Source organism: Mycolicibacterium sp. SMGY-1XX, assembly GCF_059132455.1.
In genome coordinates this window covers 839,347-864,848 of record NZ_CP101139.1, presented here as the reverse complement: position 1 = coordinate 864,848, position 25,502 = coordinate 839,347, and the positions used below count along the sequence as shown (strand labels likewise).

Sequence of the window (25,502 nt, the reverse complement as noted above, 5' to 3'; positions counted from 1 at the left end):
CGGGGGCGTTCACCCCCTACGAAGGAGAGCCTCATGTCTTTGCCCGCTTGGCCGGCCGTCGCAGCAGCAGCGGCTGCGGTCGCGGTGGTCGGTCTCACCGCGGCGTGTTCCGCTGAAACGGCGGCCGCAGCGCCGAACCAGCCCGACGACGCCTTCATGCAGTGCCTCACCGACAACGGTGTGCCCGCACCACCCGAAGGCGGCCCGGGTGGGCACGGTCCCGGCGGTGAACGGCCGGGGGGTCCGCCGCCCGGCGAGCGACCGCACGAGGGTGGCATCCCGCCGGCACCGCCGGACATCGATCAAGGAGTGTGGGATTCGGCCATGCAGGCCTGTCATTCCCTGGCGCCCGCGCCGCCCTCACCATAGAGAAAAAATGGGCGACCCCCGAGCCATAGTTCCTGGTTGGACAAACCAAGGGCTCGGGGGTCGGGTGGCTGCTCGGAATTCGCCAGCGCTCGCAGGTGATTCCTCAGCCTGGTGCTGCTAGCTAGCAGCCACCTCACATGTCCATAAGTCACTCAAAATCTCGGACCACCTCCCTTCTTGTGTACCGACGAAAGTACCCGCGAATTCAACAACCGACAACCGATTTAGCGCTCAGCGATCGCTGATGATCGCAGCGTCCACCAAACCCGCGACGTCGGCGGCCAGTGCGGTGTTCCGTAACGGCTCACCGTCGAGGGTGTGCACCTTTGCCGCGAGGGTGATGGCCGAGATGAGCCAAACCCCTTGCGCCTCAAGCAGATCCGCGGGACGTAACGCCCGGTAGTCGCAGTCGAACCCCTTGGCCCTGGCGACCTCGAAGAGCGCCTGCTGCGTGGTCCCACGCAGGATCGGATACCACGGCGGGGGTGTCAGCAGGCACGTCTGCCCCTCCGCCCCATCTACTCGGTCGGTGGCGATCACCACGGTGGAACGGGGTCCTTCGAGGATGAAGCCGTCTGAGCTGACGAAGACGACGTCGTCGGCGCCCTGGTCGGCAGCATGCCGCAACGCCGCCATGTTCACCGCGTAGGACAGCGTCTTGGCACCGGCCAGCAGCCACGGCATCGTATCCGCGCCGGCGACGGACAGACCCCGGTCCAGCGACAGCGCTGACACGCCGTCGCGGCGCGCGGCGGTGATGCGCCCGGGCAGTGGGCTCACACTCACGTAGGCCGTCGGCGGTGAACCGCTTTCGCGACCCCGGGTGTAGACCAGCCGCAACGCCGCTTCGTCGTCGGTGCCGGCGGCCCAGGACCGCGCCGCGATGTCGATGGCGGAGCGCCAGGCCGCCAGATCCGGCTCCGGCAGCGCAAGCGCTTTCGCCGAGCCGGTCAACCGCCGCAGATGCGACTCCACCAGGCAGGCCCGCCCGTGGCGTACCAGCAGCGTCTCGAACACTCCGTCGCCGCGCACCGCGGCCAGGTCATCGGCGTGCAGCAACGGCGTGTCGGGGTCACGCACCGTGCCGTCGAGAGTCACCACTACAGCCATGGCTTCATAGCGTAATCCGGTGCCGGCCGGGTCGGCGCGAGCGGGAATAACCGGCCCCGGCGGACCGTAGAGTTGAGATGTGTCTGCCGTACCCGCCCCAGAATCCGGACCCGACGCCGGCGCCGTGTGGCATTACGGCGACCCCCTCGGCGAACAACGTGCCGCCGACTCGGCCGCGGTGATCGTCGACCGCTCCCATCGTGCGGTGCTGACCCTCACCGGCAAGGACCGACAGAGCTGGCTGCACAGCATCTCCTCGCAGCATGTCAGCGCGTTGCCCGACGGTGCGACGGTGGAGAACCTCAGCCTCGACGGCCAGGGCCGGGTGGAGGACCACTGGCTGCAGACCGAGCTCGGCGGGGTCACCTATCTGGACACCGAGTCGTGGCGTGGGCAGCCGCTCCTGGAGTTCCTGCGCAAGATGGTGTTCTGGGCGGAGGTCACGGTGGAGCCCGCGGATCTGGCCGTGTTGACCCTGATGGGTCCTGACGCGGGCGCCGACGCCGTGCTCCAGGCCCTCGGGACCGATGCCCTGCCCCCGCACTCGTCGGCGCAGGCGCTGGCGAGCGGTGGTCTGATCCGCCAGACCCGCGCGGGGGAGCCGGAGTACGACCTCCTGGTGCCTCGCGCCGAGGCCGCGGCGTGGCTGGATCGGCTGGAGCAAGCCGGCGTTCGGCGTGCGGGTGTGTGGACCTATGAGGCCCGCCGTGTGGCTGCTGTGCGCCCCCGCCTCGGGGTGGACACCGATGAGCGCACCATTCCGCACGAGGTCCGCTGGATCGGCGGGCCCGGCGAGGGAGCCGTGCACCTCGACAAGGGCTGCTACCGGGGGCAGGAGACCGTTGCCAGGGTCCACAACCTGGGTAAACCCCCTCGGATGTTGGTGCTGCTGCACCTCGACGGCTCGACCGAACGTCCCGTCACCGGCGATCCCCTGCTGGCCGGCGGCCGCGCGGTCGGCCGGGTCGGCACCGTGATAGACCATGTCGATCTCGGTGCGGTGGCCCTTGCCCTGGTGAAGCGGGGGCTGCCGGCTGACACCGAGCTGACAACCGGGGGCGACGTCGAGGTCGCCGCCGTTGTCGACGTTGACTCGCTGCCCCCGCCGACGTCGCCGGGGCCGGCCGGGTAGCCATTGATCGGCTGCGTGGCCTGGCATGACAGCCTGTGACACTCACCGCCGACGGGCCTGCCAGCGCAGCCGGTCGGGGCACGGTAAAGTGAACCCAGGACAATAAACACACAGATCGGAGCCGCTCACATTGTTGGGCCGCTCCGTTATTGCGCGAGGGGGTTCCCCCATGGGCCGCGGCCGGGCGAAGGCAAAGCAGACCAAGGTTGCTCGAGAGTTGAAGTACAGCTCTCCGCAAACCGACTTTGAGCGGCTCCGTAAGGAGCTGTCGGGCTCGGAGGCGGACGACAACACCGACGATGACCTCGTCGACGATCGCTGGAGCGACGAAGACGCCTGGCGGCGCTGAACCCGAGGGTTCAGCGCTGCTCCCCTGACGCACGGGCCACCGCGCTCAGAACCGTGGGTGCTGACCCGCGAGAGTGGCGCGGGGTCCGTCCTTCGTTCCCTTGTTGACGGTTCCCAACGTCCAGCACGTCAGGTGCCGTGCGGTGAGGATGGCCAGCGCGCGATCGGTGTCCTCCGGCGCGACGACGGCCACCATGCCGACACCCATGTTGAACGTCTTCTCCATCTCGACTCGTTCGATGCGGCCACGCTGAGCGATCAGGCCGAAGATGGGTGCCGGCGTCCAGGTGCCGCGGTCCAGTTCGGCGACCAGCCCGTGCGGGATCACCCTTTCCAGGTTGCCCACCAGGCCACCGCCGGTGACGTGGCAGAACGTGCGCACCTGGGTCTCGGCGGCCAGGGCCAGGCAGTCCTTGGCGTAGATGCGGGTGGGCTCCAGTAGTTCTTCACCCAGGGTGCGGCCGAACTCCTCGACATGACCAGCCAGGTTCATCCGGTCGATCTCGAGCAGCACCTTGCGGGCCAGCGAGTAGCCGTTGGAGTGCAGGCCGGAGGCCCCCATGGCGATCACGACGTCACCGGGCCGTACCCGTTCGGGCCCCAGCACGTTGTCGGCTTCCACCACGCCGACGCCGGTGGCCGACAAGTCGTAGTGGTCGGGTGCCATCAGCCCGGGGTGTTCAGCGGTCTCGCCGCCCAGCAGCGCGCACCCCGCCTGCACGCAGCCCTCGGCGATACCGGAGACGATGGCCTGTACCCGCTCGGGGACCACCTGGCCGACGGCGATGTAGTCCTGCAGGAACAGCGGCTCGGCGCCGCACACCACGAGGTCGTCGACCACCATGGCCACGAGGTCGAGTCCCACGGTGTCGTGCTTGTCCATCGCCTGCGCGACGGCGAGCTTGGTGCCCACACCGTCGGTCGAGGAGGCCAGCAACGGTTCGCGGTAGTCGCCCCGGAGGGCAAACAGGCCGGCGAAGCCGCCGAGTCCGCCTCGTACCTCGGGCCGGGTCGCTTTCTTCGCCAGTGGCTTGAACAGTTCGACGGCCCGGTCACCGGCCTCGATATCGACTCCAGCCGATGCGTAAGAGATACCTTGTTCTTCAGCGCGATCGGTCATCGGACCTCAATCTACCGGTCGCGGGTCCCCGCCGGTATCGGCCGGGCCCCGTACCGCGCGAGCGCGGGTGCCCCCGTGCGCCACGTCGACCTGGACTCGTGGACAACACACGCTCGTCGCCGGGTTTCACCAGCCGCTTTCGCGGCTATGCAGCACCGTGAACTCAGCGCAGGTCCAATGTCTCGTGACAGGCTCCACCGGATACATCGGCGGTCGCCTGATCCCGTCGCTGCTGGAGCGTGGCCACAAGGTGCGGGCCATGGCACGCACCCCGAAGAAGCTCGACGACGTGCCGTGGCGCGGGGACGTCGAGGTGGTCGAGGGTGACCTCACCAAGCCGGATTCGCTTCGGCAGGTGTTCGGTGGTGTCGACGTCCTGTTCTACCTCGCCCATTCCATGGGCACCTCGCAGGATTTTGTCGAGGAGGAGCGCCGCACCGCCACCAACGTCGTGCAGGCAGCCAAGGACGCCGGGGTGCGGCGCATCGTGTACCTCAGCGGCCTGCACCCGGCCGGCGTGGAGTTGTCGCGCCATCTGCAGTCCCGGACGGCCGTCGGTGACATCCTGCTGGAATCCGGGATCGAGACCATCGTGCTGCAGGCCGGTGTGGTGATCGGCTCGGGCTCGGCGTCGTTCGAGATGATCCGCCACCTGACCGAACTGCTCCCCGTCATGACCACTCCCAAGTGGGTGCACAACAAGATCCAGCCGATCGCCGTCCGGGATGTGCTGCACTACCTGGCCGAGGCGGCGACGGCCGCGGTCCCGCAGTCGCGCACCTGGGACATCGGCGGGCCCGATGTTCTCGAGTACGGCGAGATGATGCAGATCTACGCCGACGTGTCCGGCCTGCGCCGCCGGGCCATCATCGTCCTGCCGTTCCTGACGCCGACGATCGCCAGCTGGTGGGTGGGACTGGTGACCCCGATACCGCCGGGGCTGGCGCAGCCGCTGGTGGAATCGCTCGAGTGTGATGCCGTGGCCGACGAACACGACATCGATGACGTCATTCCGCCTCCGTCGGGCGGGCTCACGCCCTACCGCGAGTCGGTGGAACTCGCCCTCGAGTACAGCGAACAGCGCGGAGGCGAACCGTCCTGGACACCGCCGAGCCCGGCCGCACCGCGACCCAATGACCCGGACTGGTCCGGTGATCTGCTGTTGAGCGACTCCGTGGCCGACAGCACCGACCGCAGTCCCGACGCGGTATGGCAGGCCTTGACGCACCGCGGCCGCCGCTGGCAGGTCCAGTCCGAGAACCGCGGAGTGGACGCCCGACTGCTCGACCGCGGCCGGCTACCCGGGGTTGCGGCGCTGAACGTGCAGGTCAGTGCGCGCGACGACGGACGCACCGGTTACACGCAGACGGCGACGTTCTGTCCTCGCGGGCTGCCCGGGCGCCTGTACGCCGTCACCGCCTGGCAGATCCGGCGGAAGCTCTTGCGGCGCAACCTCTTCAGCTAGGACGACTTCAGCTAGGGACGACGAAGCGCCGAGGCGTTGTCGTTCTCCGACTGCACCGCACCGGCACGGGCGGCGTTGGACAGCATGTGCTCGATGACGTTCTTGCCGAGTGCGGTCTCACTGGGCAGCTCGATCGGATAGTTGCCGTCGAAGCAGGCCGCGCACAACCGTGAGGCGGGCTGTTCGGTGGCGCTGATCATGCCGTCGATGGAGATATAGCCCAGGGTGTCCGCACCGATGGCGTGGCGCACGGCGTCGATCATCTCGCCCTGCGAACCCTCGGCGTTGGCGGCGTTGGCGATCAGCTCGGCCGGCGAGGCGAAGTCGATGCCGTAGAAGCACGGCCATTTCACCGGCGGCGAGGCGATCCGTACGTGCACCTCGAGCGCACCGGCTTCGCGCAGCATCCGGATCAGGGCGCGCTGGGTGTTCCCCCGCACGATGGAGTCGTCGACGACGATGAGTCGCTTGCCGCGGATCATCTCGCGCAGCGGGTTGAGTTTGAGCCGGATACCCAGCTGGCGAATGGTCTGCGACGGCTGGATGAAGGTGCGCCCGACGTAGGCGTTCTTCATCAGACCCTGACCGAACGGGATGCCGGACTCCTGGGCGTAGCCGACCGCCGCCGGTGTGCCGGATTCGGGGACACCGATCACCAGGTCGGCGTCGATGGGCTGCTCGCGGGCGAGCCTGCGACCGATGTCGACGCGGGTGGAGTGCACCGAGCGACCGCCGATGGTGCTGTCGGGACGGGCCAGGTAGACGTATTCGAAGACGCACCCCTTGGGGGTGGGGTTGGCGAAGCGGGTGGAGCGCACCCCGTCGGCGTCGATGGCCAGCAGTTCCCCGGGTTCGATGTCGCGCACGAAAGAGGCGCCGACGATGTCGAGGGCGGCGGTCTCCGACGCCACCACCCAGCCGCGGTCCAGCCGGCCGAGCGCCAGCGGGCGGACACCGTGCGGGTCGCGCGCCGCGTAGAGGGTGTTCTCGTCCATGAACGTCAGGCAGAAGGCGCCGCGCACCGTGGGGAGCAGTTCGAGGGCGGCCTGCTCCAGACTGGAGTCGGCCGCACCGTGGGCCAACAACGCACCCAGGATGTCGGAGTCGGTGGTGGCCGAGGCAACCGCAGTGGCGCCCATCAAGCCCGCTTCGCGGGCACGTGCCGCGAGTTCGGTGGTGTTGACCAGGTTGCCGTTGTGCCCCAGGGCCACACCCGTGCCCGCGGCGGTGTTGCGGAACACCGGCTGGGCGTTTTCCCAGGTGGTCGAGCCCGTGGTGGAGTAACGGCAGTGGCCGACGGCGACATGGCCGGGCATGGCGGCCAGCGTCTGCTCGTCGAAGACCTGGCTGACCAGCCCGAGGTCCTTGAACACCAACACCTGGGAGCCGTCGGCAACGGCGATGCCCGCCGCTTCCTGCCCGCGATGCTGCAGCGCATACAAGCCGTAGTAGGTGAGCTTGGCGACCTCTTCGCCAGGGGCCCAGACTCCGAAGACACCGCATTCCTCGGCGGGGGCATTCTCGAGTTCGATCGGTTCAGCGGTCACGTGGGGGCTGCTCCTGGGAAGCGTTCGGGTGACCCGACCAGTCTACGGTCTCCTGCGGGCGCAGAGGTACCACGGACGAGGCGGTTTGCGGTGGGTCCAACGACGGCGCGGCGAGCCGCATTCCCGGTGCGGTCTCCGGCGGCGGGGTCCCACCCGACGAAATTCCCGGGGTGCGCACGCGAATATGGTTGTGCCGCAATGGGTCCGAAGTGCTTTCGGCCGCCGGTTTCGGCGGTTCGGCGTTGGGATGATCAGGCCGGTCCCCCGGCCCCCGCACCGGTTGCGGGTCGTACAACTGATCCGGTGGTGATGTGTGTCACGCGTCGATACTGTCGAATTGACCGGCAGCGCAGTCCGGTGGAGCCCGTTGACGCGGGTTGCGTTCCGCTTCACGGTCATCTATTTCGGGCTGTTCTGCCTGCTCTTCGCTCAGATTTTGTACATGTTCACCGGGGTGATCGGCCTCGTGCTGCCGGACAACGCGGTGTGGTGGCAGATGCTGACGTTGGCCCCGCTCTGGGCGTGGGTCGGCCGGTCGGTGTTCGGCGTCGACGCCACCCTGCACCCCGACTCCCACAGCGGCGATCAGGCCGCCATCTGGGTGATGATGTTCGTCCTGCTGGTGGTCGCGGCCGTCGCCACCGCGGTGTGGACGGCGCTGGACCGACGTGTCGAGTACACCCGGCTGCATGCGTGGTTCCTGGTGTTCGCCCGGTTGTGCCTGGGTGGCCAGATGCTGTTCTACGGGATGGCCAAGCTGATTCCCACCCAGATGCCCGAGCCGCCGCTGTCGGCGCTGCTGCAACCCTTCGGTGAGTTCAGCCCGGCGTCGGTGCTGTGGCTTCAGGTCGGCAGTTCCCACCCGTACGAGATGCTGCTCGGCGCCGCCGAGGTGGCCGGGGGCCTGCTGCTGTTCCTGCCCCGGACCGCGACACTAGGTGCGTTGATCAGCCTGGCCAGCATGGCCCAGGTGTTCGTGCTGAACATGACCTTCGACGTTCCGGTGAAGATCCTGTCCTCGCACCTGCTGATGCTCAGTGCGGTTGTCCTGGCCCCGCAACTGCGCCGGCTCGCCGACGTCCTGGTGTTCGCCCGGTTCGCGGCGCCCGTGGCACAGCCGGCCCTGTTCGACTCCCCGCGCCGTAACCGGGTCGCCGCCGCGGTGCAGGTGGCGATCGGCGGATGGATGCTGGCCGGCGCGGCCGTGGGCGGCTGGACCGCGTGGAACACCTACGGCGGCGGCGCACCCGAACCAGATCTCTACGGAATGTGGACGGTCACCGACTTCGAGCGGGACGGCGTTCGGGTCCCTCCGCTGATCACCGACGAGAACCGCTGGCAGAGGATCGTTTTCGACGCTCCCGGGGCAGCCACCGTGCAGCACATGGACGGCAGCCTGCAGCCCGCCGGCGCCGAGGTGGATCTTGATGCCGGCACCCTCGCCGTGTCGGGCCCCGACGCTCCGCCGGCCGAATTCACCGTCGGCCGCCCCGCCCCCGACCGGCTGACTCTGGACGGCACCATCGCGGGCACACCGGTCCGCATGGCCTTACAGCTGGAGGATCCGCAGCGGTTCACCCTGCTGAATCGGGGTTTCCACTGGGTGCAGGACTATCCGTTCTTTCGCTGAGCGGTACCAGGGGAAGCCACGCACCTATCTCCGCGGCTCGTGACCCCGACAACGACAACACCCCCGCCGCGGCGGCGTCGTCCACCGACATCAGGCCGGTGGCCAACAGCAGCCAGGTTCGGGGGTCCGTCTCGACGACGTTGGGCGGCGTTCCCCGCGTGTGACGCGGGCCGGCGATGCACTGCACCGCGACGAACGGCGGAACGCGCACCTCCACCGACGCGCCGGGAGCCGCGGCGGCCAGGCTGCGGGCGGTGAGACGCACCGCGTCGGCGGTCAGCGTCCGCTGCGGCGCGGGCGTGGCCTCGTCGCGCAACCAGTCCTCGACGGCCAGCACGGCGGCGCGGGTCTTCACGGGGTCGGCGGTGTTGCGGGCGGCCATACCTCAGTATCGGCCCCCACCAATGAAAGAAAGCCACCGCACGTTGAGACGCCTACCGTGGTGCCATGGCCTTCAAACCCCACGAAATCGCCTACCTCAACGACGCCGACCTCGGCCGGCTCGCCACCGTCCAACCCGACGGCACCGTGCAGAACAGTCCCGTCGGCTTCAGCTTCAACGAGCAGCTCGGCACCATCGACATCTACGGCTACCAGATGTCCCGCAGCCAGAAGTTCCGCAACATCAAGACCAACCCGTCCGTGGCGTTCGTCGTCGACGACATCGCGTCCCGTGATCCCTGGCGGGTGCGTTGCCTGGAGATCCGCGGCACGGCCGAACAAGCCGAGACCGATTCGGCGGGAACCGAAGACAACGGCGACAGTCTCGACACCGCCATCATCCGGATCACGCCGCGACGCATCATCAGCTTCGGTATCGACGACACCGACACCCCGCCGCACCTGCTCAAGGCCGACAGCCGCGACGTGCCGACTACCGCCGACTGAGGTCGCGGGACTGCACCAGCAGCGCCGCCACGGCACCGGCCTCGTTGATCGCCAGGTGCGCCAATGCCGGCGCGAGCAGGCTTCCGGTGCGCTCGGCCAGCAGTGCGAACACCCAGCCGGCGATTCCGGTGACGAGCACGGTCGCGGCCACCGGCTCACCGGCGCCGCGTGCGTCGACGACATGACTCAACCCGAAGGCGCAGGCTTGCAGCAACTTGCCCCACCGCGGGCCGAACGCGGCTGCGGCCGCGGTGCCGAGCGCTCCGCGGTATGCGGTCTCCTCGGCCCAGATGGTGCCCAGGGGAATCTCCACCGCCAGCCACTTCCACGCGGGGTTGGGTAAAGCGCGCTGCCGCATCGCCGTTCGCACCGCGGGCACCGCTGTGGTGGCCACGACGCCTGCGGCCACCACGGCAGAAGTGGCAGTGCCGGCGCGCAATCCGCGGGCGTGTAGGCCGGGCCGCGCTCCGGCGCCGACCGCGAGTGCGGTGCCCAGGCCGGCCTGGATCAGTGGGTGCCGCCGGCCAGGGATCTGCAGGCCGGCGGTGCCGCTCCAGGCCACCAGACCGGCCGCGAGAGCCAGCGCCCGCAGTTGGTCCTCAGTACTCCGGACCATCGGCGGCCGCCGTCTCCTCGAGTGCGCCGCGGATCCGTTCGGTGTCCGCCGGCGTCCACCCCGGCGGCGGCGCCACCGCGGCCCAGCCGTCCAACACAGATTGTCCGTAGTTGTGCCCGTGCCCGCCCGGCACCCCGGACGCGTTCGTCATATCGGCACTGACCTGCCAGAACGTGACGATGGGATACCACCGCATGGATGCTGTGCGGTCCCGGCCCGGCGGTTCGCGCAACCAATCCGGGCGGGAGAACAGCAGATCCGGTGACCACCACACGATGGGGTCGGACGGATGCTGCAGGAACAGCACCCGGGTGCCCTCCCAGGGCGCCTCGGTGTCCCGGTGGATCTCGGCCGGGTCGTTGGCCGGTGAGAAGCGCACCGTGCGGCCGTTGTCATATCGCGGGTGCACTTCGGGCGTGCCGGGGTCGCGGCGCACGATCAGCGCGTCCCACAGTGGGCTGGCGTTCGGCGGCCCCACCCAGAGCACGGAATCGAAGCCCATCCGCGAGACGTCCGGCAGGAACCCGAATGCCGCCTGCCCCGCCATCGAGCCCAGACTCTCGCCGTAGAGCACCAGTTTCGGCCGGTCGTCCGGAGGCAGGTCCACCCACCGCTCGTGGACGGCGTGGATCAGCATCCGGCCGGAATCCATCGAGGTCTGCTGGTCGCCGAGGAACGAGATCCAACTGGGCAGGTAGGAGTACTGCAACGCCACCATCGCGGTATCGCCGTTGTACATCAACTCCAGCGCGCGGGCCGCCACCGGATTCACCCAGCCGGTGCCCGTCGTCGGGATGATCACCAGCAGTTCACGATCGAAGGCACCGGTGCGTTCCAGCTCGGACAGCAACACCGCCATGCGGGCTTCCGCGGTCTCGGCGGTCTGCAACCCGGCGTACACCCGTACCGGTTCCAAGGCCGGCCTACCGTTGACCTCCTCCAGCTCCTCGGCGTCGGGACCGCTGGCCACGAAGTTTCGGCCCTGGAACCCCAGCGTGTCCCAGGCGGCGAAAGATTCTGGGCTGCCTGATTTCTCAGGAGCCACCGGCTGCTCGATCCCCTCGCCGGTGGTGAAGTCCTGAGGCTGGAACACCCGGTTGGCGCCCGCCAGGAACCCGCGCAACAGCACACCGTTGATCAGCGTGATCACCAGCACCGCCATCACCGCGGTTCCGATGAACAGGGCCACCTCGTCATTGAGACGCCAGCGCCGGATCAGGAAGCGCGCCAACACCTTGATGGCATCCAGCAGTATCCGCGCCACCCCGACCAACAGGGCACAGACCAGGACCGCCAACAGCACCGTGCGGTAATAGCCCAGCGTCGCAGGGCCTTCGATCCCCATCAGTGCCGAAACCTGACGTTGCCAGGCAGCCGCGGGCACGATGGTCAGAAGGCACGCCGCCACCGCTGCGGCCACGGTGGCCGTCTTCAGCAGGGTCAGCACCCGCTTCGACGGCGGCCACCATGGTTTCCGGCGTAACACCATGCGCCGGAAGAGTTTTCCCAGCGCCACACCGATGCCGTACCCGATGGCGGCGTTGATACCGCCGATCAGGCCGGCGAACAACCAGTCCCGCGGCAGCAGTGACGGCGTGAGCGACAGGCAGAAGAACAGCGCACCCACCGCGACGCCGGTGAAGTCGAGCCGGACCAGTCCCCACGCCCATTCCAACAGGGGGTGACGGTCACGCGACTCCCCCGCGACCGTCATCGGCGCGGGCTCACCCGAACAACTTCGGCAGCACACCTTCCCAGGTGCTGCGCAGCTCGGTCAGCGGGATGCTGAACTGGCCCTGGACCTCGACGGCATCCGAACCCTGATCCACCACGCCGACGCGGACGGCCGGGAGAGCGCGCGCCTCGCACATCGAGACGAATCGGCTCTCCTCGGTGCGCGGCACCGCAACCAGCACCCGGCCCGAGGACTCCGAGAAGAGGAAGACGAACGGGGCCCCCTCTTCCTGCCAGCCTTCGGGCAGCAGGATCCGGCAACCGGTTTCACCGGCCAGCGCGCCTTCGACGACGGCCTGCATCAGGCCACCCTCGGAGAGGTCATGCGCCGCGGACACCAGGCCGTCGCGGGAGGCGGCGGCCAGCACCTCGGCCAGCAACTTCTCGCGCTCCAGGTCCACCTTCGGCGGTACCCCACCGAGGTGCCCGGCGCTGACCTGAGCCCAGATCGAGCCGTCGAACTCGTCGCGGGTGTCACCCAGCAGGATCAAGGTCTCGCCCGGCTCGGTGCCGAAACCGGTCGGGATCCGGCGGGCCACGTCGTCGATCACCCCGAGGACACCGACCACCGGCGTCGGCAGGATCGCCGTGGACCCGGTCTGGTTGTAGAAGCTGACGTTGCCTCCGGTCACCGGAATGCCCAGTGCCGCACAGCCATCGGCGAGTCCTCGCACCGCCTGGGCGAACTGCCACATCACGCCCGGATCTTCCGGCGATCCGAAGTTCAGGCAGTTGGTCACCGCCACCGGCACCGCGCCCGTCACGCCGACATTGCGGTAGGCCTCGGCCAGCGCCAGCTGCGCGCCGGTGTACGGGTCCAGCTGGGTGTAGCGGCCGGAGGCATCGGTGGACAAGGCGATACCGCGGCCGGTCTGCTCGTCGATGCGCAGCACACCACCGTCGGCATGCTCGGCGAGCACGGTGTTACCGCGGACGTAACGGTCGTACTGCTCGGTGATGAACGCGCGACTGCACAGGTGCGGACTGCCCAGCATCGAGAGCACCGTCGCACGCAGTTCGTCACCGGTCTGCGGGCGGGGCAGCGAGGCCGTGGTGTCGGCGATCAGTGCGTCCTGAGTGTCGGGGCGCTGCACCGGCCGCTGGTAGACGGGGCCTTCGTGGGCCACCGTGCGTGGAGGCACATCGACGACGGTCTCGCCGTGCCAGGTGATGTGCAGGCGGTCACCGTCGGTGACCTCGCCGATGACCGACGCCAGCACCTCCCACTTTCGACAGATCGCCATGAACGCGTCCACGTTCTCGGGTGCGACGACGGCGCACATCCGTTCCTGGGACTCACTGGAGAGAATCTCGGCGGGGGTCATGTACTTGGCTCGCAGCGGCACCTTGTCCAACTCGATGGCCATGCCGCCGTCGCCGGCGGCTGCGAGTTCAGAAGTGGCACAGGACAAACCGGCACCACCGAGGTCCTGGATGCCGATCACCACGCCGGCGGCGTACAACTCGAGACAGCACTCGATGAGCACCTTCTCCATGAACGGGTCGCCCACCTGCACGCTGGGGAGCTTCTTGCGGCCGGCACCGGACTCGTCGCCGCCGAAGGTGTCCGACGCCAGCACCGACACACCACCGATGCCGTCGAGGCCGGTCCGGGCACCGAACAGGATGATCTTGTTCCCGGCACCGGAAGCGAACGCAAGGTGCAGATCCTCTTTGCGCAGCACCCCGACACACAGCGCGTTCACCAGGGGGTTGCCCGCATACGACTCGTCGAAGATGGTTTCGCCGCCGATGTTGGGCAGACCGAGCGAGTTGCCGTAGCCGCCGACACCGCGCACCACACCGTCGAGCACGCGGCGGGTGTCGGGCGCGTCGGCCGCGCCGAAGCGCAGCTGGTCCATCACGGCCACCGGGCGCGCGCCCATCGCCATGATGTCGCGGACGATGCCGCCGACGCCGGTGGCCGCCCCCTGGTAGGGCTCCACGTACGACGGGTGGTTGTGCGATTCGACCTTGAACGTGACGGCCCAGCCGTCCCCGATGTCGACAACGCCGGCGTTCTCGCCGATGCCGGCGAGCATGCCGGCGCGCATCTCATCGGTGGTGGTCTCCCCGAAGTAGCGCAGGTGCACCTTGGAGGACTTGTAGGAGCAGTGCTCGCTCCACATCACCGAGTACATGGCCAGCTCGGCGTCGGTGGGGCGGCGGCCGAGGATCTCGCGGATGCGCTCGTACTCGTCATCCTTGAGGCCCAGTTCGCGGAAGGGCTGCGGCTGTTCGGGGGTGGCGACGGCCCGCCCCACGGTATCGATCTCTTGGGTGAGCTCAGACGTCACCGCAACAGTTTATTCGTTCTGGGTGCGGGCGAATGCCCGCGCCGCCGCGGGGGCGCCGAATCCGTGCAACAACACGCTGCCGAGCACCACCGCGACCATGATCAACAGGATGGTGTTCTCGTCGTCACCGCCGAGCAGATTGAACGCCAGCAGGCCGAACACGATCGAGGAGGCGCCGCGGGGCCCCAACCAGCCCAGCAACAACCGCTCTGACCAGGAGAACTTCGATCGCACCATGGCCAGCGCGACGGGCAGCATGCGCACCAGGGTCAGCGCCAGCAGACAGAACACCACGATGCCGGCGGTCAGGTCGGCCCGCCAGTATGCGATCAACGCCACACCGCCCAACACGAACCACATGGCCGCACTGAGCAGGAAACCGATGTCCTCGAGCAGTTCGAGTTCGCGTTCGGCGTCCCGGGACTTGCGGACCACGTGGTAGCCGATACCGCACAGGAACGCCGCGACGAAGCCGTTGGCATCGAGGCCGAGGCTCAGGGTGTAGGCCAGCGCCGGGGCCAGGACCACGATGATGCGCCGCGACTGTCCGGTCATCAGGCCCATGCGGTCGGCGGTGTTGGCCGCCGCGGCCAGCCCGGCGCCGACACACAACCCGAGGACGATGGCGATGACGGCATGCGGGACGGCCGCGCCGAGTTCCGCCCAGAAGGAGCCGGCGCTGTCCTGGTTGTCGGCGACCGCCAGGGCGAAGACGAAGATCGGCGAGACGATGCCGTCGTTGTAGCCGGCCTCGACGTTGAGCAGGTTGCGGACGCGCGAGGGCACCTGGTGGTCGTGGACGATCCGCGGGGCCGGCGCGAAATCGATGGGCACCACGATGCAGGCGATGAGCAGCACCACGGCCACCGACATTCCGGGCAACAGCCACAGCCCCAGCAGCACCGCCAGCGCCAGGCTCAGCGGCAGGGCAACGAACAGCAGACGGGTCGCCGAACGGGGGTACGCCCCGAGCAGTCCGGAGCGGATGGCGTTCGCATCGACGAAAAGCAGGACCGCCAGGATGATCTCGGCGACGTGCTGGGCGGTTTCTGAGTTCAGGGTGTCGGCGAGCGTGCCATGCGTGGTGTACTCCACCACCGCTCCGGCAACCACCAGGAACAGCGGCGCGGTGATACGCCACCTCTCCAGCCGCGTGGCCGACAGCGCCCATCCGGCCAGGACGACCGAGACGATGACGATCGACAGGAGCACGGCTGGAATCTAACCAGCCGCGGCGGGTTCAGTCCGTGGCTGCGGCAACACAGAAGGCGTTGCCGTCCGGGTCGGCGAAGACCACCCACTGGAACTCCTCGCCGAAATCATGACGACCGGTCTCCACCGCTCCCAGCGACACCAGTCGTTCCACCTCCTGCTCGAGGTCGGGTGCCGCGAGATCGAGGTGGACCCGGTTCTTGCCCGGCGTCGGGTCGTCCACGTGCTGGAACCCCAGGTTCGGGCCGCTGTCCTGAACCACCACGACGAACTCCCCGGGAACCACCGGGTTGACCGCACCGTCGACGACGGTGCCCCACCATTGGGCGAGACGGTCCGGGTCGGTGCAGTCGAACGTGATCATCTCCACGGCCAGGCTTCGTGATGTCATGACGCCCACGCTAAGTCAGGCCGGTGACAGAAACGCCCGTAATGCCGCGGCGTACGCGGCGACGTCGTGGGCGCCCATGAGTTCGCGCGCCGAGTGCATGGCCAGCTGCGCGGCACCGACGTCGACGGTCGGGATCCCGGTGCGCGCCGAGGTCATCGGGCCGATGGTGGACCCGCAGGGCAGATCCGCGCGATGTTCGTACCGCTGCAACGGCACCCCGGCCTGGCGGCAGGCCAACTCGAAGGCCGCGGCGGTGCGCCCGTCGGTGGCATAACGCAGATTCGGCTGCACCTTCAGCACGGGCCCGCCGTTGATCTCGATCAGGTGGCCGGGTTCGTGGCGCTCCGGGTAATTCGGGTGCGTCGCGTGCGCCATGTCGCCGGAGGCGACGATCGACCCGGTGAGCACCCGCAGGAAGTCCTCGCGGTTGCCTCCGGCCGCCAGCACGATGCGCTCCAGCGTGGTGATCAGCAGGTCCGACTGGGCACCGTGATCCGACGTCGAGCCCACTTCCTCGTGGTCGAACAACGCCAGCACCGGGATGACCCAAGCCGAGTCCGCCGCCAGCAGCGCTTCCAGCCCGGCATAACAGGTGCCCTGGTTGTCCAGCCGAGGTGCGCTGACGAACTCGGCTTGCGCTGTCCCTGGACCCCACACCGCCGAGGCCGTGAGGTCGTGGGTCATCAGATCGAAGGCCAGCACGTCGCCCGGATCGATGTCGGCTTGCTGCGCCACGTGGTCGACGAACGAGACCGGCCGATCACCGGTCCCCCACACCGCGTTGACATGTCGCTGCGGGTCCAGGCTCACGCCCTTGCGGTCATCGGATAGATGGATCGCCAATTGGGGCACCCGCAACAGCGGGTGATCGATGCGGATCAGCTTGTGCGCGATGCCCGTCGGGCTGGCGGTGTCCCGGACCGACAGCCGCCCGCTGACACCGAGATCACGGTCCAGCCACGAGTTGAGCCAGGCGCCGCCGTAGGGCTGCAACGCCACCACCGACCAGCCGGCCACCGCGCGGTCCGGATGTTGTTTGACGCGCAGGTTCGGACTGTCGGTGTGCCCGCCGACCACCCGGAACGGCCGACCGGTGGCACCCGTACTGTCCCAGGCGATCAGGGACCCGGCGCGCAACACGAAATAGCGTCCGCTGCCGGGCCAGGCATCGGCTTCGGCCAGTTCGGTGTAGCCGGCGGCGCGCAGGCGAGCGGCCGCTGTCTCGCAGACGTGGTACGGCGACGGCGACGCATCGATGAACTCACACAAGCTATGGGGGCTAGCAGGCATATTCACCATCTTTGTCGTTACGGGCGCGGGGTTTGCCGTTAGGGTCACTTCGTGCCTGACCCGCAACCCCAGTCGATCCTGGCGCCGTTGACGCCTGCGGCCATCTTCCTGGTGGCCACGATCGCCGATGGCGGCGCCGAAACCGTGCACGACGCCCTACCCGATCTGTCGGGTCTGGTGCGTGCGGTCGGGTTCCGCGATCCCACGAAGAACTTGTCGATGATCACCTCGATCGGCTCGCAGGCCTGGGACCGCCTGTTCGCCGGACCCCGGCCGGCCGAGCTGCATCCGTTCATCGAGATCAACGGACCCCGCCATCGTGCGCCCGCCACCCCGGGCGACCTGTTGTTCCACATCCGCGCCGAATCCCTGGACTTCTGTTTCGAACTCGCCGGGCATGTCGCCCGGGCGATGGCCGGAGCCATCACCGTCGTCGACGAGGTGCACGGATTCCGGTTCTTCGACAACCGCGACCTGATGGGTTTCGTCGACGGCACGGAGAACCCCGATGGGCGGATAGCGGTGAACGCCACTGCGATCGGTGCCGAGGATCCTGATTTCGCCGGCGGTTGTTATGTCCACGTCCAGAAGTACGTGCATGACATGGGCGCGTGGAATGCGTTGTCGGTCACCGAGCAGGAGCGTGTGATCGGCCGCACCAAACTCGAAGACATCGAACTCGACGACGACGTCAAGCCGGCCGACTCACACGTGGCGCTCAACGTGATCGCCGACGCCGACGGCAACGAGCTCAAGATCGTCCGCCACAACATGCCTTTCGGGGAGATCGGCAAGGGCGAGTTCGGTACGTACTACATCGGCTACTCGCGCACCCCGACGGTCACCGAACGCATGCTGGACAACATGTTCCTCGGTGACCCGCCCGGTAACACCGACCGCATCCTGGACTTCTCCACCGCACTCACCGGTGGCCTGTTCTTCAGTCCCTCCGCAGATTTTCTCGACGACCCGCCTGCGCTTCCGGACTCCGCGCAGGCTCTCGGAATTGTAGAAGCACCTCCCTCACATCAAGGCTCTCTGGCCATCGGCAGTCTGAAAGGACAACCGCAATGAACAATCTCTACCGCGAACTGGCGCCGATCACCGCGGCCGCGTGGGCGGAGATCGAACTCGAGGCGTCGCGAACCTTCAAGCGGCACATCGCCGGTCGGCGGGTTGTCGACGTCAGCGAGCCCGGTGGACCGGTGACCGCGGCAGTCAGCACCGGCCATCTGCTCGACGCCCCGGCCCCCAGCGACGGAGTGCTGGCGCACCTGCGGGAGAGCCGCCCGCTGGTGCGGTTGCGAGTTCCGTTCACGGTCAACCGGATCGACATCGACGATGTGGAACGCGGGTCACAGGACTCGGACTGGGATCCCGTCAAGGACGCCGCCAAGAAGCTGGCGTTCGTCGAGGACCGCGCGATCTTCGAGGGCTACGACGCCGCGGGTATCGGCGGGATCCGCAAGTGCAGCTCGAATCCGCCGCTTTCGCTGCCGGAGGACCCCCGGGAGATCCCGGATGTGATCGCCCAGGCGCTGTCCGAACTGCGGCTCGCCGGTGTCGACGGCCCGTACGCGGTTCTGTTGTCCGCGGACACCTACACCAAGGTCGCCGAGACCACCGCGCACGGGTATCCGATCCTCGAGCACATCAACCGGCTGATCGACGGTGACATCATCTGGGCCCCCGCGATCGACGGTGCGTTCGTATTGTCCACGCGCGGAGGTGATTTCGACCTGCAGTTGGGCACCGACGTGTCCATCGGGTATCTGTCGCACGATGCGAACACGGTGCAGCTGTACCTGGAGGAGACGCTGACGTTCCTCTGCTACACCGCCGAGGCGTCGGTGGCGCTGAGCTGCCCCTGAGTTCCGGCTGCGGAGCTCAGGCGGTGAGCACCGCGTCGAGAGCGGAGAAGAAGATCCCCAGGCCGTCATCGGAGGGTCCGGTGAGCGCCTCGGTGGCGTGCTCGGGGTGCGGCATCAGGCCCACGACGCGGCCGTTGGCCGAGCTGATGCCCGCGATGTCGCGCTGGGAGCCGTTGAGGTTGTCGACATACCGGAACACCACGCGGCCCTCGCCCTCGAGTTCGTCGAGCACCTCATCGGAGGCGACGTAGCGGCCCTCGCCGGACTTCAACGGCACCAGGATCTCGGCGCCCGGGTCGTACCGGGAGGTCCACGCGGAGTTCGTGCCGTCAACGCGCAGCCAGATGTCGCGGCACACGAAGTGCAGGCCCTCGTTGCGGGTCAGCGCACCCGGCAGCAGTCCTGTCTCACACAGCACCTGGAAGCCGTTGCAGATGCCGAGCACCGGCATGCCGCGCTCGGCAGCGGCCACCACCTCACCCATCACGGGGGCGAATCGGGCGATGGCCCCGGCGCGCAGATAGTCACCGTAGGAGAAGCCGCCGGGCACGATCACCGCGTCGACACCCTTGAGGTCGGCGTCGGCGTGCCACAGACTCACCGGCTCGGCACCGGCGAGCCGCACCGCGCGGGCGGCGTCGACGTCGTCGAGGGTGCCGGGGAAGGTGATGATCCCGACGCGAGCGCTCATGAAGGCTCCCGGCTGACGGTCCAGTCTTCGATCACGGTGTTGGCCAACAGCGATTCGGCGATCTCGGCCAGGGCTTCGTCGCCTACGCTGTCGTCGACTTCGAGTTCGAAGCGCTTGCCTTGCCGCACATCTGAGATGCCGCCGTGTCCGAGCCGGCCCAAGGCACCGACGATCGCCTGGCCCTGCGGGTCGAGAATCTCGGCCTTGGGCATCACATGGACAACTACCCGGGCCACGTGCGGCTCCTCACTTCAAAAGACACTGCTGGATGCGTGTGGTCGGGCACAAGTCTATCCACACGAGGACAGGTAGGCCGCGCAGAGCGCCTCCGTCATGACTGCGAGCACCTGCCGGTCGGGTGGGGCCGACCAGGGAATCGGCGGCGCCCCCGGCGGCGGTGGTGTGGCCCAGAACACCAGCTCGGCGATGCTGCTGCTCTGCGGGTGCGCCACCAGGTACTGGTGCACCAGCTGCGGGCCGGTGAGCACGGCCGCCAGTGCCCCGTCACGGTCGGTGGTCACCGACGGCGACAACGGCGGCGCGATCACCTGACAGGCCCGCAACGCCGCCTTGGCCTGCTCGAACGCCGCGGTGACCAGCTGACCGCCGTACGATGTCTCGCCTCGCCAGTGGATGATCTGGGCCCGCATCTGCCACTGTCCGGGCGGGGCCTGCACTTCGGCCCTGGCCGCCACCGCGTAGGTGCGGGGATCGTCGGCCGGCAGCGGGATGGAGCACAGCTCCTCGGCGTAGAACCGCGGCCTGAGCACCGGAGCGGCCAGGCCGGCCAGCGGCGGCCACGTCACGGTCGTGTTCGGCGACGGCGGCGCCGGCCATGCGGTGTCCGGTATCCGATCGCACGTCGGCGGGCAGGTCTCCGGCAAGCCCGCAGCCACCGGCGCCACCACCAGGCCCCCTCCCACGAGCACCCCTGCCAGCACCGCGGCCAAGATCACGCGGACCATCGCACCCCCCTCGGTACCCCTGGCGCACAATCGTAGGCATGGAACTGACGCATTTCGGCCATTCGTGCCTTCTGGCGAGCTTTCCGCAGACCACCGTGCTGTTCGACCCGGGCACGTTCTCTCACGGGTTCGAGGGCATCACCGGGCTCTCGGCGATCCTCATCACCCACCAGCATCCCGACCACGCCGACCCCGAACGGTTACCGGCCCTGGTGGAGGCCAACCCACAGGCCGCGCTCTACGCCGACCCGCAGACCGCGGCACAGCTCGGCGGCGCGTGGACGGCCGTCAACGTCGGCGACGAACTGTCCATCGGCGAACTCACCGTCCGCGGCGTGGGGGGCAGGCATGCGGTGATCCACCCGGATCTGCCTGTGATCGACAACATCTCGTACCTGGTCGGCGACGGAGAGCATGCCGCCAAGCTGATGCACCCCGGCGACGCGCTGTTCGTGCCCGACGAGCCCGTGGACGTGCTGGCCACCCCTGCGGCCGCGCCGTGGATGAAGATCTCCGAGGCCGTCGACTATCTGCGGGCCGTCGCGCCCACCCACGCCGTGCCCATCCACCACGGCATCGTCGCCCCCGAAGCACGGGGCATCTACTTCGGTCGGCTCAGCGAGATGACCGACACCGACTTCCGCGTGCTGGAGGAAGAAACGTCCACTCCGCTATGACCCGGGTGGCGTTCACCGGCCACATCGCCGGGTTCGGGAGTCTGGCCGGTATCCGCATGGTCGTCGGGATCTGGCAGGAGTCACCGTTCGGCAGCTTCTCCGATGTCATGGTGCAAACCCCCGACGGTGTCCGCACACTGCTCGCACCGTCGGCCGAGGTCGCCGAATTCATCTCCGCCACTTATTCTTTCGACTATATGCACACCGGTGAAGTGTCCACCGAGTTGACGTCGGACCGGCTGGCGGTCACCGCTGCGACCCTGGATGTCAGCGTGGCGATCGGCGGGCCCGCCCGTTTCGACGGCCTGTTGCGCCTGGTACCGGGATTCCTGGCGACCACGCCGGTGTGGCTGCGGCTCATCGATCCGGTGGCGGCGCGGTTGGTGCCCGGGGTGCACACCGCCGGCACCGCCGGGCAGGGCCGCCGCGAGTACTACGGGGTGCGACGGACGCGGCGCATCGTCGGGGTTTCCGGGCGCTACGAGTCGACGCCCCTGGGCGGTCTGGCGGATCTGTCACCGCCGGTCCAGTTCGGCTTCTCCTCGGCCCCCGCCGCCCCGCAACTGGTGTCCGTCACCACCACCATCGACCTGTGATTTGGGCGCGCTCATAACCGCTGAGCGGTTATGAGCGCGCCCAAATCACGCGATGTCGCGGGCCGCGCCCCGGCCTGCTGCGCGGCCGGAGAAGATGCAGCCGCCGAGGAAGGTGCCTTCCAGCGCGCGGTAGCCGTGCACGCCGCCGCCGCCGAAGCCGGCGACCTCACCGGCGGCATACAGGCCCGGGATCGGGGAACCACCGTCGGCGAGCACTCGGGAGTCGAGGTCGGTTTCCAACCCGCCCAACGTCTTTCGCGTCAGGATGTGCAGCTTGACCGCGATCAGCGGACCCGCTTTGGGGTCGGTGAGCCGGTGCGGTGCGACCACCCGGGTGATCCGGTCGGCCAGATACGCCCGCGCTCCGCGGATCGCGGTGATCTGACCGTCTTTGGTGTAACGGTTGGCCACCTCGCGGTCGCGCGCGGTCACCTCGGCTTCCACCGCCGCGAAGTCGAGCTGCTCCACCTCCGGCAGCTCGTTCATCTTCGTCACCAGTTCCCGAAGCGACCCGGCACTGACAAAATCGACTCCGCGGTCGACGAACGCCTGAACCGGCGCCGGCGGTCCGGGTCGCACCCGCTGCAGCACCTTGCGGATGTCCCGTTCGGTGAGATCCGGGTTCTGTTCCTGCCCGGAGAGACTGAACTCCTTCTCGATGATCCGGGCGTTGAGGATGAACCAGGTGTAGTCATGCCCAGACCGCACGATGTGCTCCAGGGTGCCCAGGGTGTCGAAACCCGGATACAGCGGACCCGGCAGGCGCTTACCGGCGGCGTCCAGCCATAGTGACGACGGACCCGGCAGGATGCGGATGCCATGGTGGGGCCAGATCGGGTCGTAGTTGGTGATGCCCTCGGTGTAGTGCCACATCCGGTCCCGGTTGATCACCCGCGCGCCGATCGACTCGGTGATCTCGATCATCCGCCCGTCGACGTGCGCGGGCACCCCGGCCAACAGCTGATCCGGTACCCGCCCCATCCTCGGTGGCCAGTTCTTGCGGATCAAGTCCAGGTTGGCGCCTATCCCGCCGCTGGTGACGATCACCGCGGACGCACGGAATTCGAACTCGCCCACACTGTTTCGGGTTGACGCTTCACCACGCGCCGCTGACGACGGTTCCAGCACGGTGCCGCGGACACCGACCACGGCGCCGTTGTCGACGATCAGCTCGTCGACTTGGTGCCGGTACGCAAAGCGCACCCCGGTGTTGTCCTTCAGACGACGGGCGAATACGTCGACGAGTCCGGGCCCGGTGCCCCAGGTGATGTGGAACCTCGGCACCGAGTTCCCGTGCCCACGGGCGTCGTATCCGCCGCGTTCGGCCCACCCGACGAGCGGGAAGATCTGGTGCCCGCGTTCGCGCAGCCAACTGCGCTTCTCGCCGGCCGCGAAGTCGACGTAGGCGTGTGCCCATTGGCGGGGCCAGTAGTCCTCGGGGCGGTCGAAGCCGGCGGTGCCGAGCCAGTCCTGCAGCGCCAGTTCGTGGCTGTCCCGGATGCCGAGCCGCCGTTGTTCGGGGCTGTCGACGAGGAACAGTCCGCCGAAACTCCAGAACGCCTGCCCACCCAGGTTGGCGGCGTTCTCCTGGTCGACGAGCAGCACCTGCTTGCCTCGTTCGGCCAGCTCGCAGGCTGCCACCAAACCGGCGATACCGGCCCCGACCACGATGACGTCAGCGTCCATGACGCCAACGCTACTGACTACGCGGCGCCGAGCAGTGCAGGACGCGGCGACCACTGGTAGACGGTGGGGACGCAGCCGTGCATCAGTGCCAGGTCCACCGCGTCGAGCACGGCCTGGCGTGGTCCCGGCTTACGCAGCTGGCGGGCCGAGACGGCCAGCCGCACGATCCCGCCGCGCCGAGCGGTGCGCTCAGCCGACAGCACCAGCGTCCGGCACCACCACGGTTCGGTGAGGAAGCCGGCGCCGATGCCCAGCACGCGGGTGCGCAAGGTGGTGTCGCGCACCAGATCGGTGATCCCCGACAGCCCCGCCAGCAGCCGGAAGCCGTTGCGGGGCAACGCTAGCACCGCACCAGGCGATACCGACCAGCCCGGTGCGGCGAACAGCCGGGTACGCAATCCCATGTGGTCGAGCACCCGGTCGGCGGCCATCAGTCGCAGGTTGGCTTCATGGGCTTGCAGCACCGCGAATTCGCTGCGGCGGTGTTTGGTGGCGGCTTCGTCGTAGCCGTGCAGCACTATGGCGTCGCCACCGGCGCGCCGCTCGGTCAGCCAGTCGACGGTGGGTCTGTCGGCGTCGAGACGGTAGTCGCCCTTCAAGCGGGGCGCGACGAACCACGACAGCGGCACCGAACGGCTGGCCAGCTGCTCACGCAGCGCGACGATATCGGGCAGCGTGCGGTTGTCGATCCCGGAAACCGAGACGATCAGTTGCCCAGCCATGCCCGCAGTCTGGCAACCTCAGATGACCAGAGGGTGTCAGACACCCGGCGCCCAGGTGGCGTCTGTTGGTCCAGCCCGGCTAGTTCGGCAGGACGGCCTCGATGGCGCTGATCACCTCGGGATCGTCGGGCGTGGTCCGGGGCCGGAACCGGTTGGTCACCGTCGCACCCGGCGCGAGCAGGAATTTCTCGAAGTTCCACTGCACGTCACCGGCCTCGCCCGAGGCGTCGGCGGTCTTGGTGAGCTCAGCGTAGAGCGGGTGCCGTCCGGCGCCGTTGACGTCGGTCTTCTCCAGCAGCGGGAACGTCACGCCGTAGGTGGTGGAGCAGAACGTCTGGATCTCCTCGGCGGTGCCGGGCTCCTGGCCCATGAACTGATTGCACGGCACCCCGATCACCGTCAACCCGCGATCTGCATAGTCACGTGCCAGCTGTTCCAGTGCGCTGTACTGCGGGGTGAGGCCACATTTGGAGGCGACGTTGACCAGCAGGATCGCGCGGTCGGCGTAGTCGGCCAGGGACGTGGGCTCGCCGCTCAACGTCGTCAACGGAATATCGGTCAGGCTCATGAACCACGAACCTACCCGTCGAACAACATCCGTCCCATTCGCTCGGCCAGATCCATCGGATCGGCGGCGGCGATATCGGGGGTGAAGGCGTTGTTGAGCCAGAGCATCGAAAAGCCGTGCACCATCGACCAGGCCGCCAGTTCGGCGTCGGCGGGATTCTTGCGCGCCTTGGGACTCGTCAGGGTCGACACCCCGCGGGACAGCTCGGCAGCCGCGGCCGTCTGCGCGGCGACCAGCTCGGCATCGGCGACATCCAGCAGCGAGGCATCGAACATGACGGCGAAGTGCCCGGGGTTTCGCAGCGCGAAGTCGACGTATGCCAGTGCGGCATCGAGGAACTGGGGTCGGGCCGCCTCCAGGGCTGCGGCCAGTTTGGTGAAGCCTTCGGCGGCCAGTGCGGTGAACAGCCCACGGCGGTCGGTGAAGTGGTGCGCGGGTGCGGCGTGTGACACTCCCGCCGCCCTGGCCAGCTCCCGCAGCGACAGTCGCTCGGCGCCGCGTTCGGCGACCAGCCGCGCGGCCTCGGCGAGGATGACCGCGCGCAGGTCACCGTGGTGATATGTCGCCCGGCTCATCA

At 68.4% G+C, this 25,502-nt stretch carries 26 protein-coding genes and 1 pseudogene; 10 read left to right on the top strand and 17 right to left on the bottom strand.

Annotated elements, in window-relative coordinates; genetic code table 11:
- Positions 1–33 precede the first annotated feature (33 nt).
- Positions 34–369: a hypothetical protein gene (locus NL241_RS04125; RefSeq protein ID WP_494396854.1), complete on the top strand. Its 336-nt coding sequence runs from the start codon at positions 34–36 to the stop codon at positions 367–369.
- A gap of 231 nt (positions 370–600) precedes the next feature.
- Here the strand turns inward: NL241_RS04125 and NL241_RS04120 are convergent, their stop codons facing one another.
- A complete protein-coding gene (locus NL241_RS04120; protein WP_487696223.1) occupies positions 601–1,479 on the bottom strand; it encodes an aminodeoxychorismate lyase in 879 nt (292 codons plus the stop codon).
- Between the two features lie 79 nt (positions 1,480–1,558).
- On the opposite strand from NL241_RS04120, the pseudogene ygfZ reads away from it, so the two are divergent.
- Positions 1,559–2,640, top strand: a pseudogene (gene ygfZ / locus NL241_RS04115) (CAF17-like 4Fe-4S cluster assembly/insertion protein YgfZ).
- Positions 2,641–2,780: 140 nt separating this feature from the next.
- Complete coding sequence (locus NL241_RS04110; protein ID WP_487696221.1) at positions 2,781–2,960, top strand: DUF3073 domain-containing protein; 180 nt, start codon at positions 2,781–2,783, stop codon at positions 2,958–2,960.
- 45 nt (positions 2,961–3,005) lie between these two features.
- Here the strand turns inward: NL241_RS04110 and purM are convergent, their stop codons facing one another.
- Positions 3,006–4,079, bottom strand: a complete 1,074-nt coding sequence (purM, locus tag NL241_RS04105; RefSeq protein WP_487696220.1) for a phosphoribosylformylglycinamidine cyclo-ligase — start codon at positions 4,077–4,079, stop codon at positions 3,006–3,008.
- Between the two features lie 157 nt (positions 4,080–4,236).
- Here purM and NL241_RS04100 point away from each other — a divergent pair, with 157 nt between their 5' ends.
- Complete coding sequence (locus NL241_RS04100) at positions 4,237–5,544, top strand: NAD(P)H-binding protein (RefSeq protein WP_487696219.1); 1,308 nt, start codon at positions 4,237–4,239, stop codon at positions 5,542–5,544.
- An 11-nt stretch (positions 5,545–5,555) separates the two neighbouring features.
- Here NL241_RS04100 and purF read toward each other — a convergent pair whose 3' ends face one another.
- Entirely contained in the window at positions 5,556–7,091 is a 1,536-nt protein-coding gene (gene purF, locus NL241_RS04095; protein ID WP_487696218.1) for an amidophosphoribosyltransferase, read from the bottom strand.
- 337 nt (positions 7,092–7,428) lie between these two features.
- Here purF and NL241_RS04090 point away from each other — a divergent pair, with 337 nt between their 5' ends.
- Positions 7,429–8,721: a DoxX family protein gene (locus NL241_RS04090; RefSeq protein ID WP_494396853.1), complete on the top strand. Its 1,293-nt coding sequence runs from the start codon at positions 7,429–7,431 to the stop codon at positions 8,719–8,721.
- Here NL241_RS04090 and NL241_RS04085 read toward each other — a convergent pair.
- Positions 8,666–9,103, bottom strand: coding sequence for a sterol carrier family protein (locus NL241_RS04085; protein WP_487696216.1), 438 nt, complete (start codon positions 9,101–9,103; stop codon positions 8,666–8,668). The two genes, NL241_RS04090 and NL241_RS04085, sit on opposite strands and share 56 nt — an antisense overlap.
- A 65-nt stretch (positions 9,104–9,168) precedes the next feature.
- On the opposite strand from NL241_RS04085, the gene NL241_RS04080 reads away from it, so the two are divergent.
- Positions 9,169–9,609 (top strand): PPOX class F420-dependent oxidoreductase, encoded by a 441-nt coding sequence (locus NL241_RS04080; protein WP_487696215.1) that lies wholly within the window; start codon positions 9,169–9,171, stop codon positions 9,607–9,609.
- Here NL241_RS04080 and NL241_RS04075 read toward each other — a convergent pair.
- The 6 genes from NL241_RS04075 to NL241_RS04050 are packed head-to-tail and all read right to left on the bottom strand — an operon-like array spanning position 9,596 to position 17,149.
- A complete protein-coding gene (locus NL241_RS04075; RefSeq protein WP_494396852.1) occupies positions 9,596–10,225 on the bottom strand; it encodes an Rv0804 family intramembrane glutamic endopeptidase in 630 nt (209 codons plus the stop codon). The genes NL241_RS04080 and NL241_RS04075 overlap by 14 nt on opposite strands.
- The gene (locus NL241_RS04070; RefSeq protein WP_487696211.1) at positions 10,209–11,939 is read right to left on the bottom strand and encodes an alpha/beta hydrolase; all 1,731 of its coding nucleotides are present in this window, start codon (positions 11,937–11,939) and stop codon (positions 10,209–10,211) included. Before NL241_RS04070 ends, NL241_RS04075 begins: the two co-directional genes overlap by 17 nt.
- A 10-nt stretch (positions 11,940–11,949) precedes the next feature.
- Positions 11,950–14,256 (bottom strand): phosphoribosylformylglycinamidine synthase subunit PurL, encoded by a 2,307-nt coding sequence (gene purL / locus NL241_RS04065; RefSeq protein WP_494396851.1) that lies wholly within the window; start codon positions 14,254–14,256, stop codon positions 11,950–11,952.
- A 9-nt stretch (positions 14,257–14,265) separates the two neighbouring features.
- On the bottom strand, positions 14,266–15,468 hold the full coding sequence (locus NL241_RS04060; RefSeq protein ID WP_487696210.1) for a cation:proton antiporter domain-containing protein: 1,203 nt from the start codon (positions 15,466–15,468) through the stop codon (positions 14,266–14,268).
- A gap of 28 nt (positions 15,469–15,496) precedes the next feature.
- Positions 15,497–15,859, bottom strand: coding sequence for a VOC family protein (locus NL241_RS04055; protein WP_494396850.1), 363 nt, complete (start codon positions 15,857–15,859; stop codon positions 15,497–15,499).
- Between the two features lie 15 nt (positions 15,860–15,874).
- Positions 15,875–17,149: a M18 family aminopeptidase gene (locus NL241_RS04050; RefSeq protein ID WP_494396849.1), complete on the bottom strand. Its 1,275-nt coding sequence runs from the start codon at positions 17,147–17,149 to the stop codon at positions 15,875–15,877.
- Between the two features lie 51 nt (positions 17,150–17,200).
- Between NL241_RS04050 and NL241_RS04045 the strand changes: the two genes are divergently transcribed.
- Positions 17,201–18,223: a Dyp-type peroxidase gene (locus NL241_RS04045; RefSeq protein ID WP_494396848.1), complete on the top strand. Its 1,023-nt coding sequence runs from the start codon at positions 17,201–17,203 to the stop codon at positions 18,221–18,223.
- Positions 18,220–19,020, top strand: coding sequence for a family 1 encapsulin nanocompartment shell protein (locus NL241_RS04040; RefSeq protein WP_494396847.1), 801 nt, complete (start codon positions 18,220–18,222; stop codon positions 19,018–19,020). Before NL241_RS04045 ends, NL241_RS04040 begins: the two co-directional genes overlap by 4 nt.
- Before the next feature lie 16 nt (positions 19,021–19,036).
- Here the strand turns inward: NL241_RS04040 and purQ are convergent, their stop codons facing one another.
- Genes purQ through NL241_RS04025 form a run of 3 tightly spaced genes read right to left on the bottom strand, consistent with a single transcriptional unit; the run spans position 19,037 to position 20,676 of the window.
- Positions 19,037–19,711 carry a phosphoribosylformylglycinamidine synthase subunit PurQ gene (gene purQ / locus NL241_RS04035; RefSeq protein WP_487696205.1) on the bottom strand — a complete coding sequence of 225 codons (675 nt, stop codon included), beginning with the start codon at positions 19,709–19,711 and terminating at the stop codon, positions 19,037–19,039.
- Positions 19,708–19,947, bottom strand: coding sequence for a phosphoribosylformylglycinamidine synthase subunit PurS (purS, locus tag NL241_RS04030; RefSeq protein ID WP_487696204.1), 240 nt, complete (start codon positions 19,945–19,947; stop codon positions 19,708–19,710). Before purS ends, purQ begins: the two co-directional genes overlap by 4 nt.
- A gap of 54 nt (positions 19,948–20,001) precedes the next feature.
- Positions 20,002–20,676: an ATPase gene (locus NL241_RS04025; protein ID WP_494396846.1), complete on the bottom strand. Its 675-nt coding sequence runs from the start codon at positions 20,674–20,676 to the stop codon at positions 20,002–20,004.
- 38 nt (positions 20,677–20,714) lie between these two features.
- Here NL241_RS04025 and NL241_RS04020 point away from each other — a divergent pair, with 38 nt between their 5' ends.
- Together NL241_RS04020 and NL241_RS04015 are read left to right on the top strand one after the other, a co-directional pair.
- Positions 20,715–21,353, top strand: a complete 639-nt coding sequence (locus NL241_RS04020) for an MBL fold metallo-hydrolase (RefSeq protein WP_487696202.1) — start codon at positions 20,715–20,717, stop codon at positions 21,351–21,353.
- Positions 21,350–21,949 carry a hypothetical protein gene (locus NL241_RS04015; RefSeq protein WP_494396845.1) on the top strand — a complete coding sequence of 200 codons (600 nt, stop codon included), beginning with the start codon at positions 21,350–21,352 and terminating at the stop codon, positions 21,947–21,949. Before NL241_RS04020 ends, NL241_RS04015 begins: the two co-directional genes overlap by 4 nt.
- Positions 21,950–21,994: 45 nt before the next feature.
- Here NL241_RS04015 and NL241_RS04010 read toward each other — a convergent pair whose 3' ends face one another.
- The 4 genes from NL241_RS04010 to NL241_RS03995 all read right to left on the bottom strand — a co-directional run bounded on the left by NL241_RS04010 (position 21,995) and on the right by NL241_RS03995 (position 25,500).
- Positions 21,995–23,635, bottom strand: coding sequence for an FAD-binding dehydrogenase (locus tag NL241_RS04010; protein WP_494396844.1), 1,641 nt, complete (start codon positions 23,633–23,635; stop codon positions 21,995–21,997).
- A gap of 17 nt (positions 23,636–23,652) precedes the next feature.
- Positions 23,653–24,357 (bottom strand): DUF2334 domain-containing protein, encoded by a 705-nt coding sequence (locus NL241_RS04005; RefSeq protein ID WP_487696199.1) that lies wholly within the window; start codon positions 24,355–24,357, stop codon positions 23,653–23,655.
- A gap of 79 nt (positions 24,358–24,436) precedes the next feature.
- Positions 24,437–24,925: a glutathione peroxidase gene (locus NL241_RS04000; protein ID WP_487696198.1), complete on the bottom strand. Its 489-nt coding sequence runs from the start codon at positions 24,923–24,925 to the stop codon at positions 24,437–24,439.
- A gap of 11 nt (positions 24,926–24,936) precedes the next feature.
- Positions 24,937–25,500 carry a TetR/AcrR family transcriptional regulator gene (locus tag NL241_RS03995; protein ID WP_487696197.1) on the bottom strand — a complete coding sequence of 188 codons (564 nt, stop codon included), beginning with the start codon at positions 25,498–25,500 and terminating at the stop codon, positions 24,937–24,939.
- Positions 25,501–25,502: the final 2 nt, after the last annotated feature.

Bases quoted from the DNA above. Each gene is read 5' to 3' on its own strand.
- NL241_RS04125 (WP_494396854.1), top strand. From the start codon at position 34: ATGTCTTTGCCCGCTTGGCCGGCCGTCGCAGCAGCAGCGGCTGCGGTC.
- NL241_RS04120 (WP_487696223.1), bottom strand. From the start codon at position 1,479: ATGGCTGTAGTGGTGACTCTCGACGGCACGGTGCGTGACCCCGACACG.
- NL241_RS04110 (WP_487696221.1), top strand. From the start codon at position 2,781: ATGGGCCGCGGCCGGGCGAAGGCAAAGCAGACCAAGGTTGCTCGAGAG.
- purM (WP_487696220.1), bottom strand. From the start codon at position 4,079: ATGACCGATCGCGCTGAAGAACAAGGTATCTCTTACGCATCGGCTGGA.
- NL241_RS04085 (WP_487696216.1), bottom strand. From the start codon at position 9,103: ATGGCCGCCCGCAACACCGCCGACCCCGTGAAGACCCGCGCCGCCGTG.
- NL241_RS04080 (WP_487696215.1), top strand. From the start codon at position 9,169: ATGGCCTTCAAACCCCACGAAATCGCCTACCTCAACGACGCCGACCTC.
- NL241_RS04075 (WP_494396852.1), bottom strand. From the start codon at position 10,225: ATGGTCCGGAGTACTGAGGACCAACTGCGGGCGCTGGCTCTCGCGGCC.
- NL241_RS04070 (WP_487696211.1), bottom strand. From the start codon at position 11,939: ATGACGGTCGCGGGGGAGTCGCGTGACCGTCACCCCCTGTTGGAATGG.
- NL241_RS04055 (WP_494396850.1), bottom strand. From the start codon at position 15,859: ATGACATCACGAAGCCTGGCCGTGGAGATGATCACGTTCGACTGCACC.
- NL241_RS04050 (WP_494396849.1), bottom strand. From the start codon at position 17,149: ATGCCTGCTAGCCCCCATAGCTTGTGTGAGTTCATCGATGCGTCGCCG.
- NL241_RS04040 (WP_494396847.1), top strand. From the start codon at position 18,220: ATGAACAATCTCTACCGCGAACTGGCGCCGATCACCGCGGCCGCGTGG.
- purQ (WP_487696205.1), bottom strand. From the start codon at position 19,711: ATGAGCGCTCGCGTCGGGATCATCACCTTCCCCGGCACCCTCGACGAC.
- NL241_RS04025 (WP_494396846.1), bottom strand. From the start codon at position 20,676: ATGGTCCGCGTGATCTTGGCCGCGGTGCTGGCAGGGGTGCTCGTGGGA.
- NL241_RS04020 (WP_487696202.1), top strand. From the start codon at position 20,715: ATGGAACTGACGCATTTCGGCCATTCGTGCCTTCTGGCGAGCTTTCCG.
- NL241_RS04015 (WP_494396845.1), top strand. From the start codon at position 21,350: ATGACCCGGGTGGCGTTCACCGGCCACATCGCCGGGTTCGGGAGTCTG.
- NL241_RS04010 (WP_494396844.1), bottom strand. From the start codon at position 23,635: ATGGACGCTGACGTCATCGTGGTCGGGGCCGGTATCGCCGGTTTGGTG.
- NL241_RS04005 (WP_487696199.1), bottom strand. From the start codon at position 24,357: ATGGCTGGGCAACTGATCGTCTCGGTTTCCGGGATCGACAACCGCACG.
- NL241_RS04000 (WP_487696198.1), bottom strand. From the start codon at position 24,925: ATGAGCCTGACCGATATTCCGTTGACGACGTTGAGCGGCGAGCCCACG.
- NL241_RS03995 (WP_487696197.1), bottom strand. From the start codon at position 25,500: ATGAGCCGGGCGACATATCACCACGGTGACCTGCGCGCGGTCATCCTC.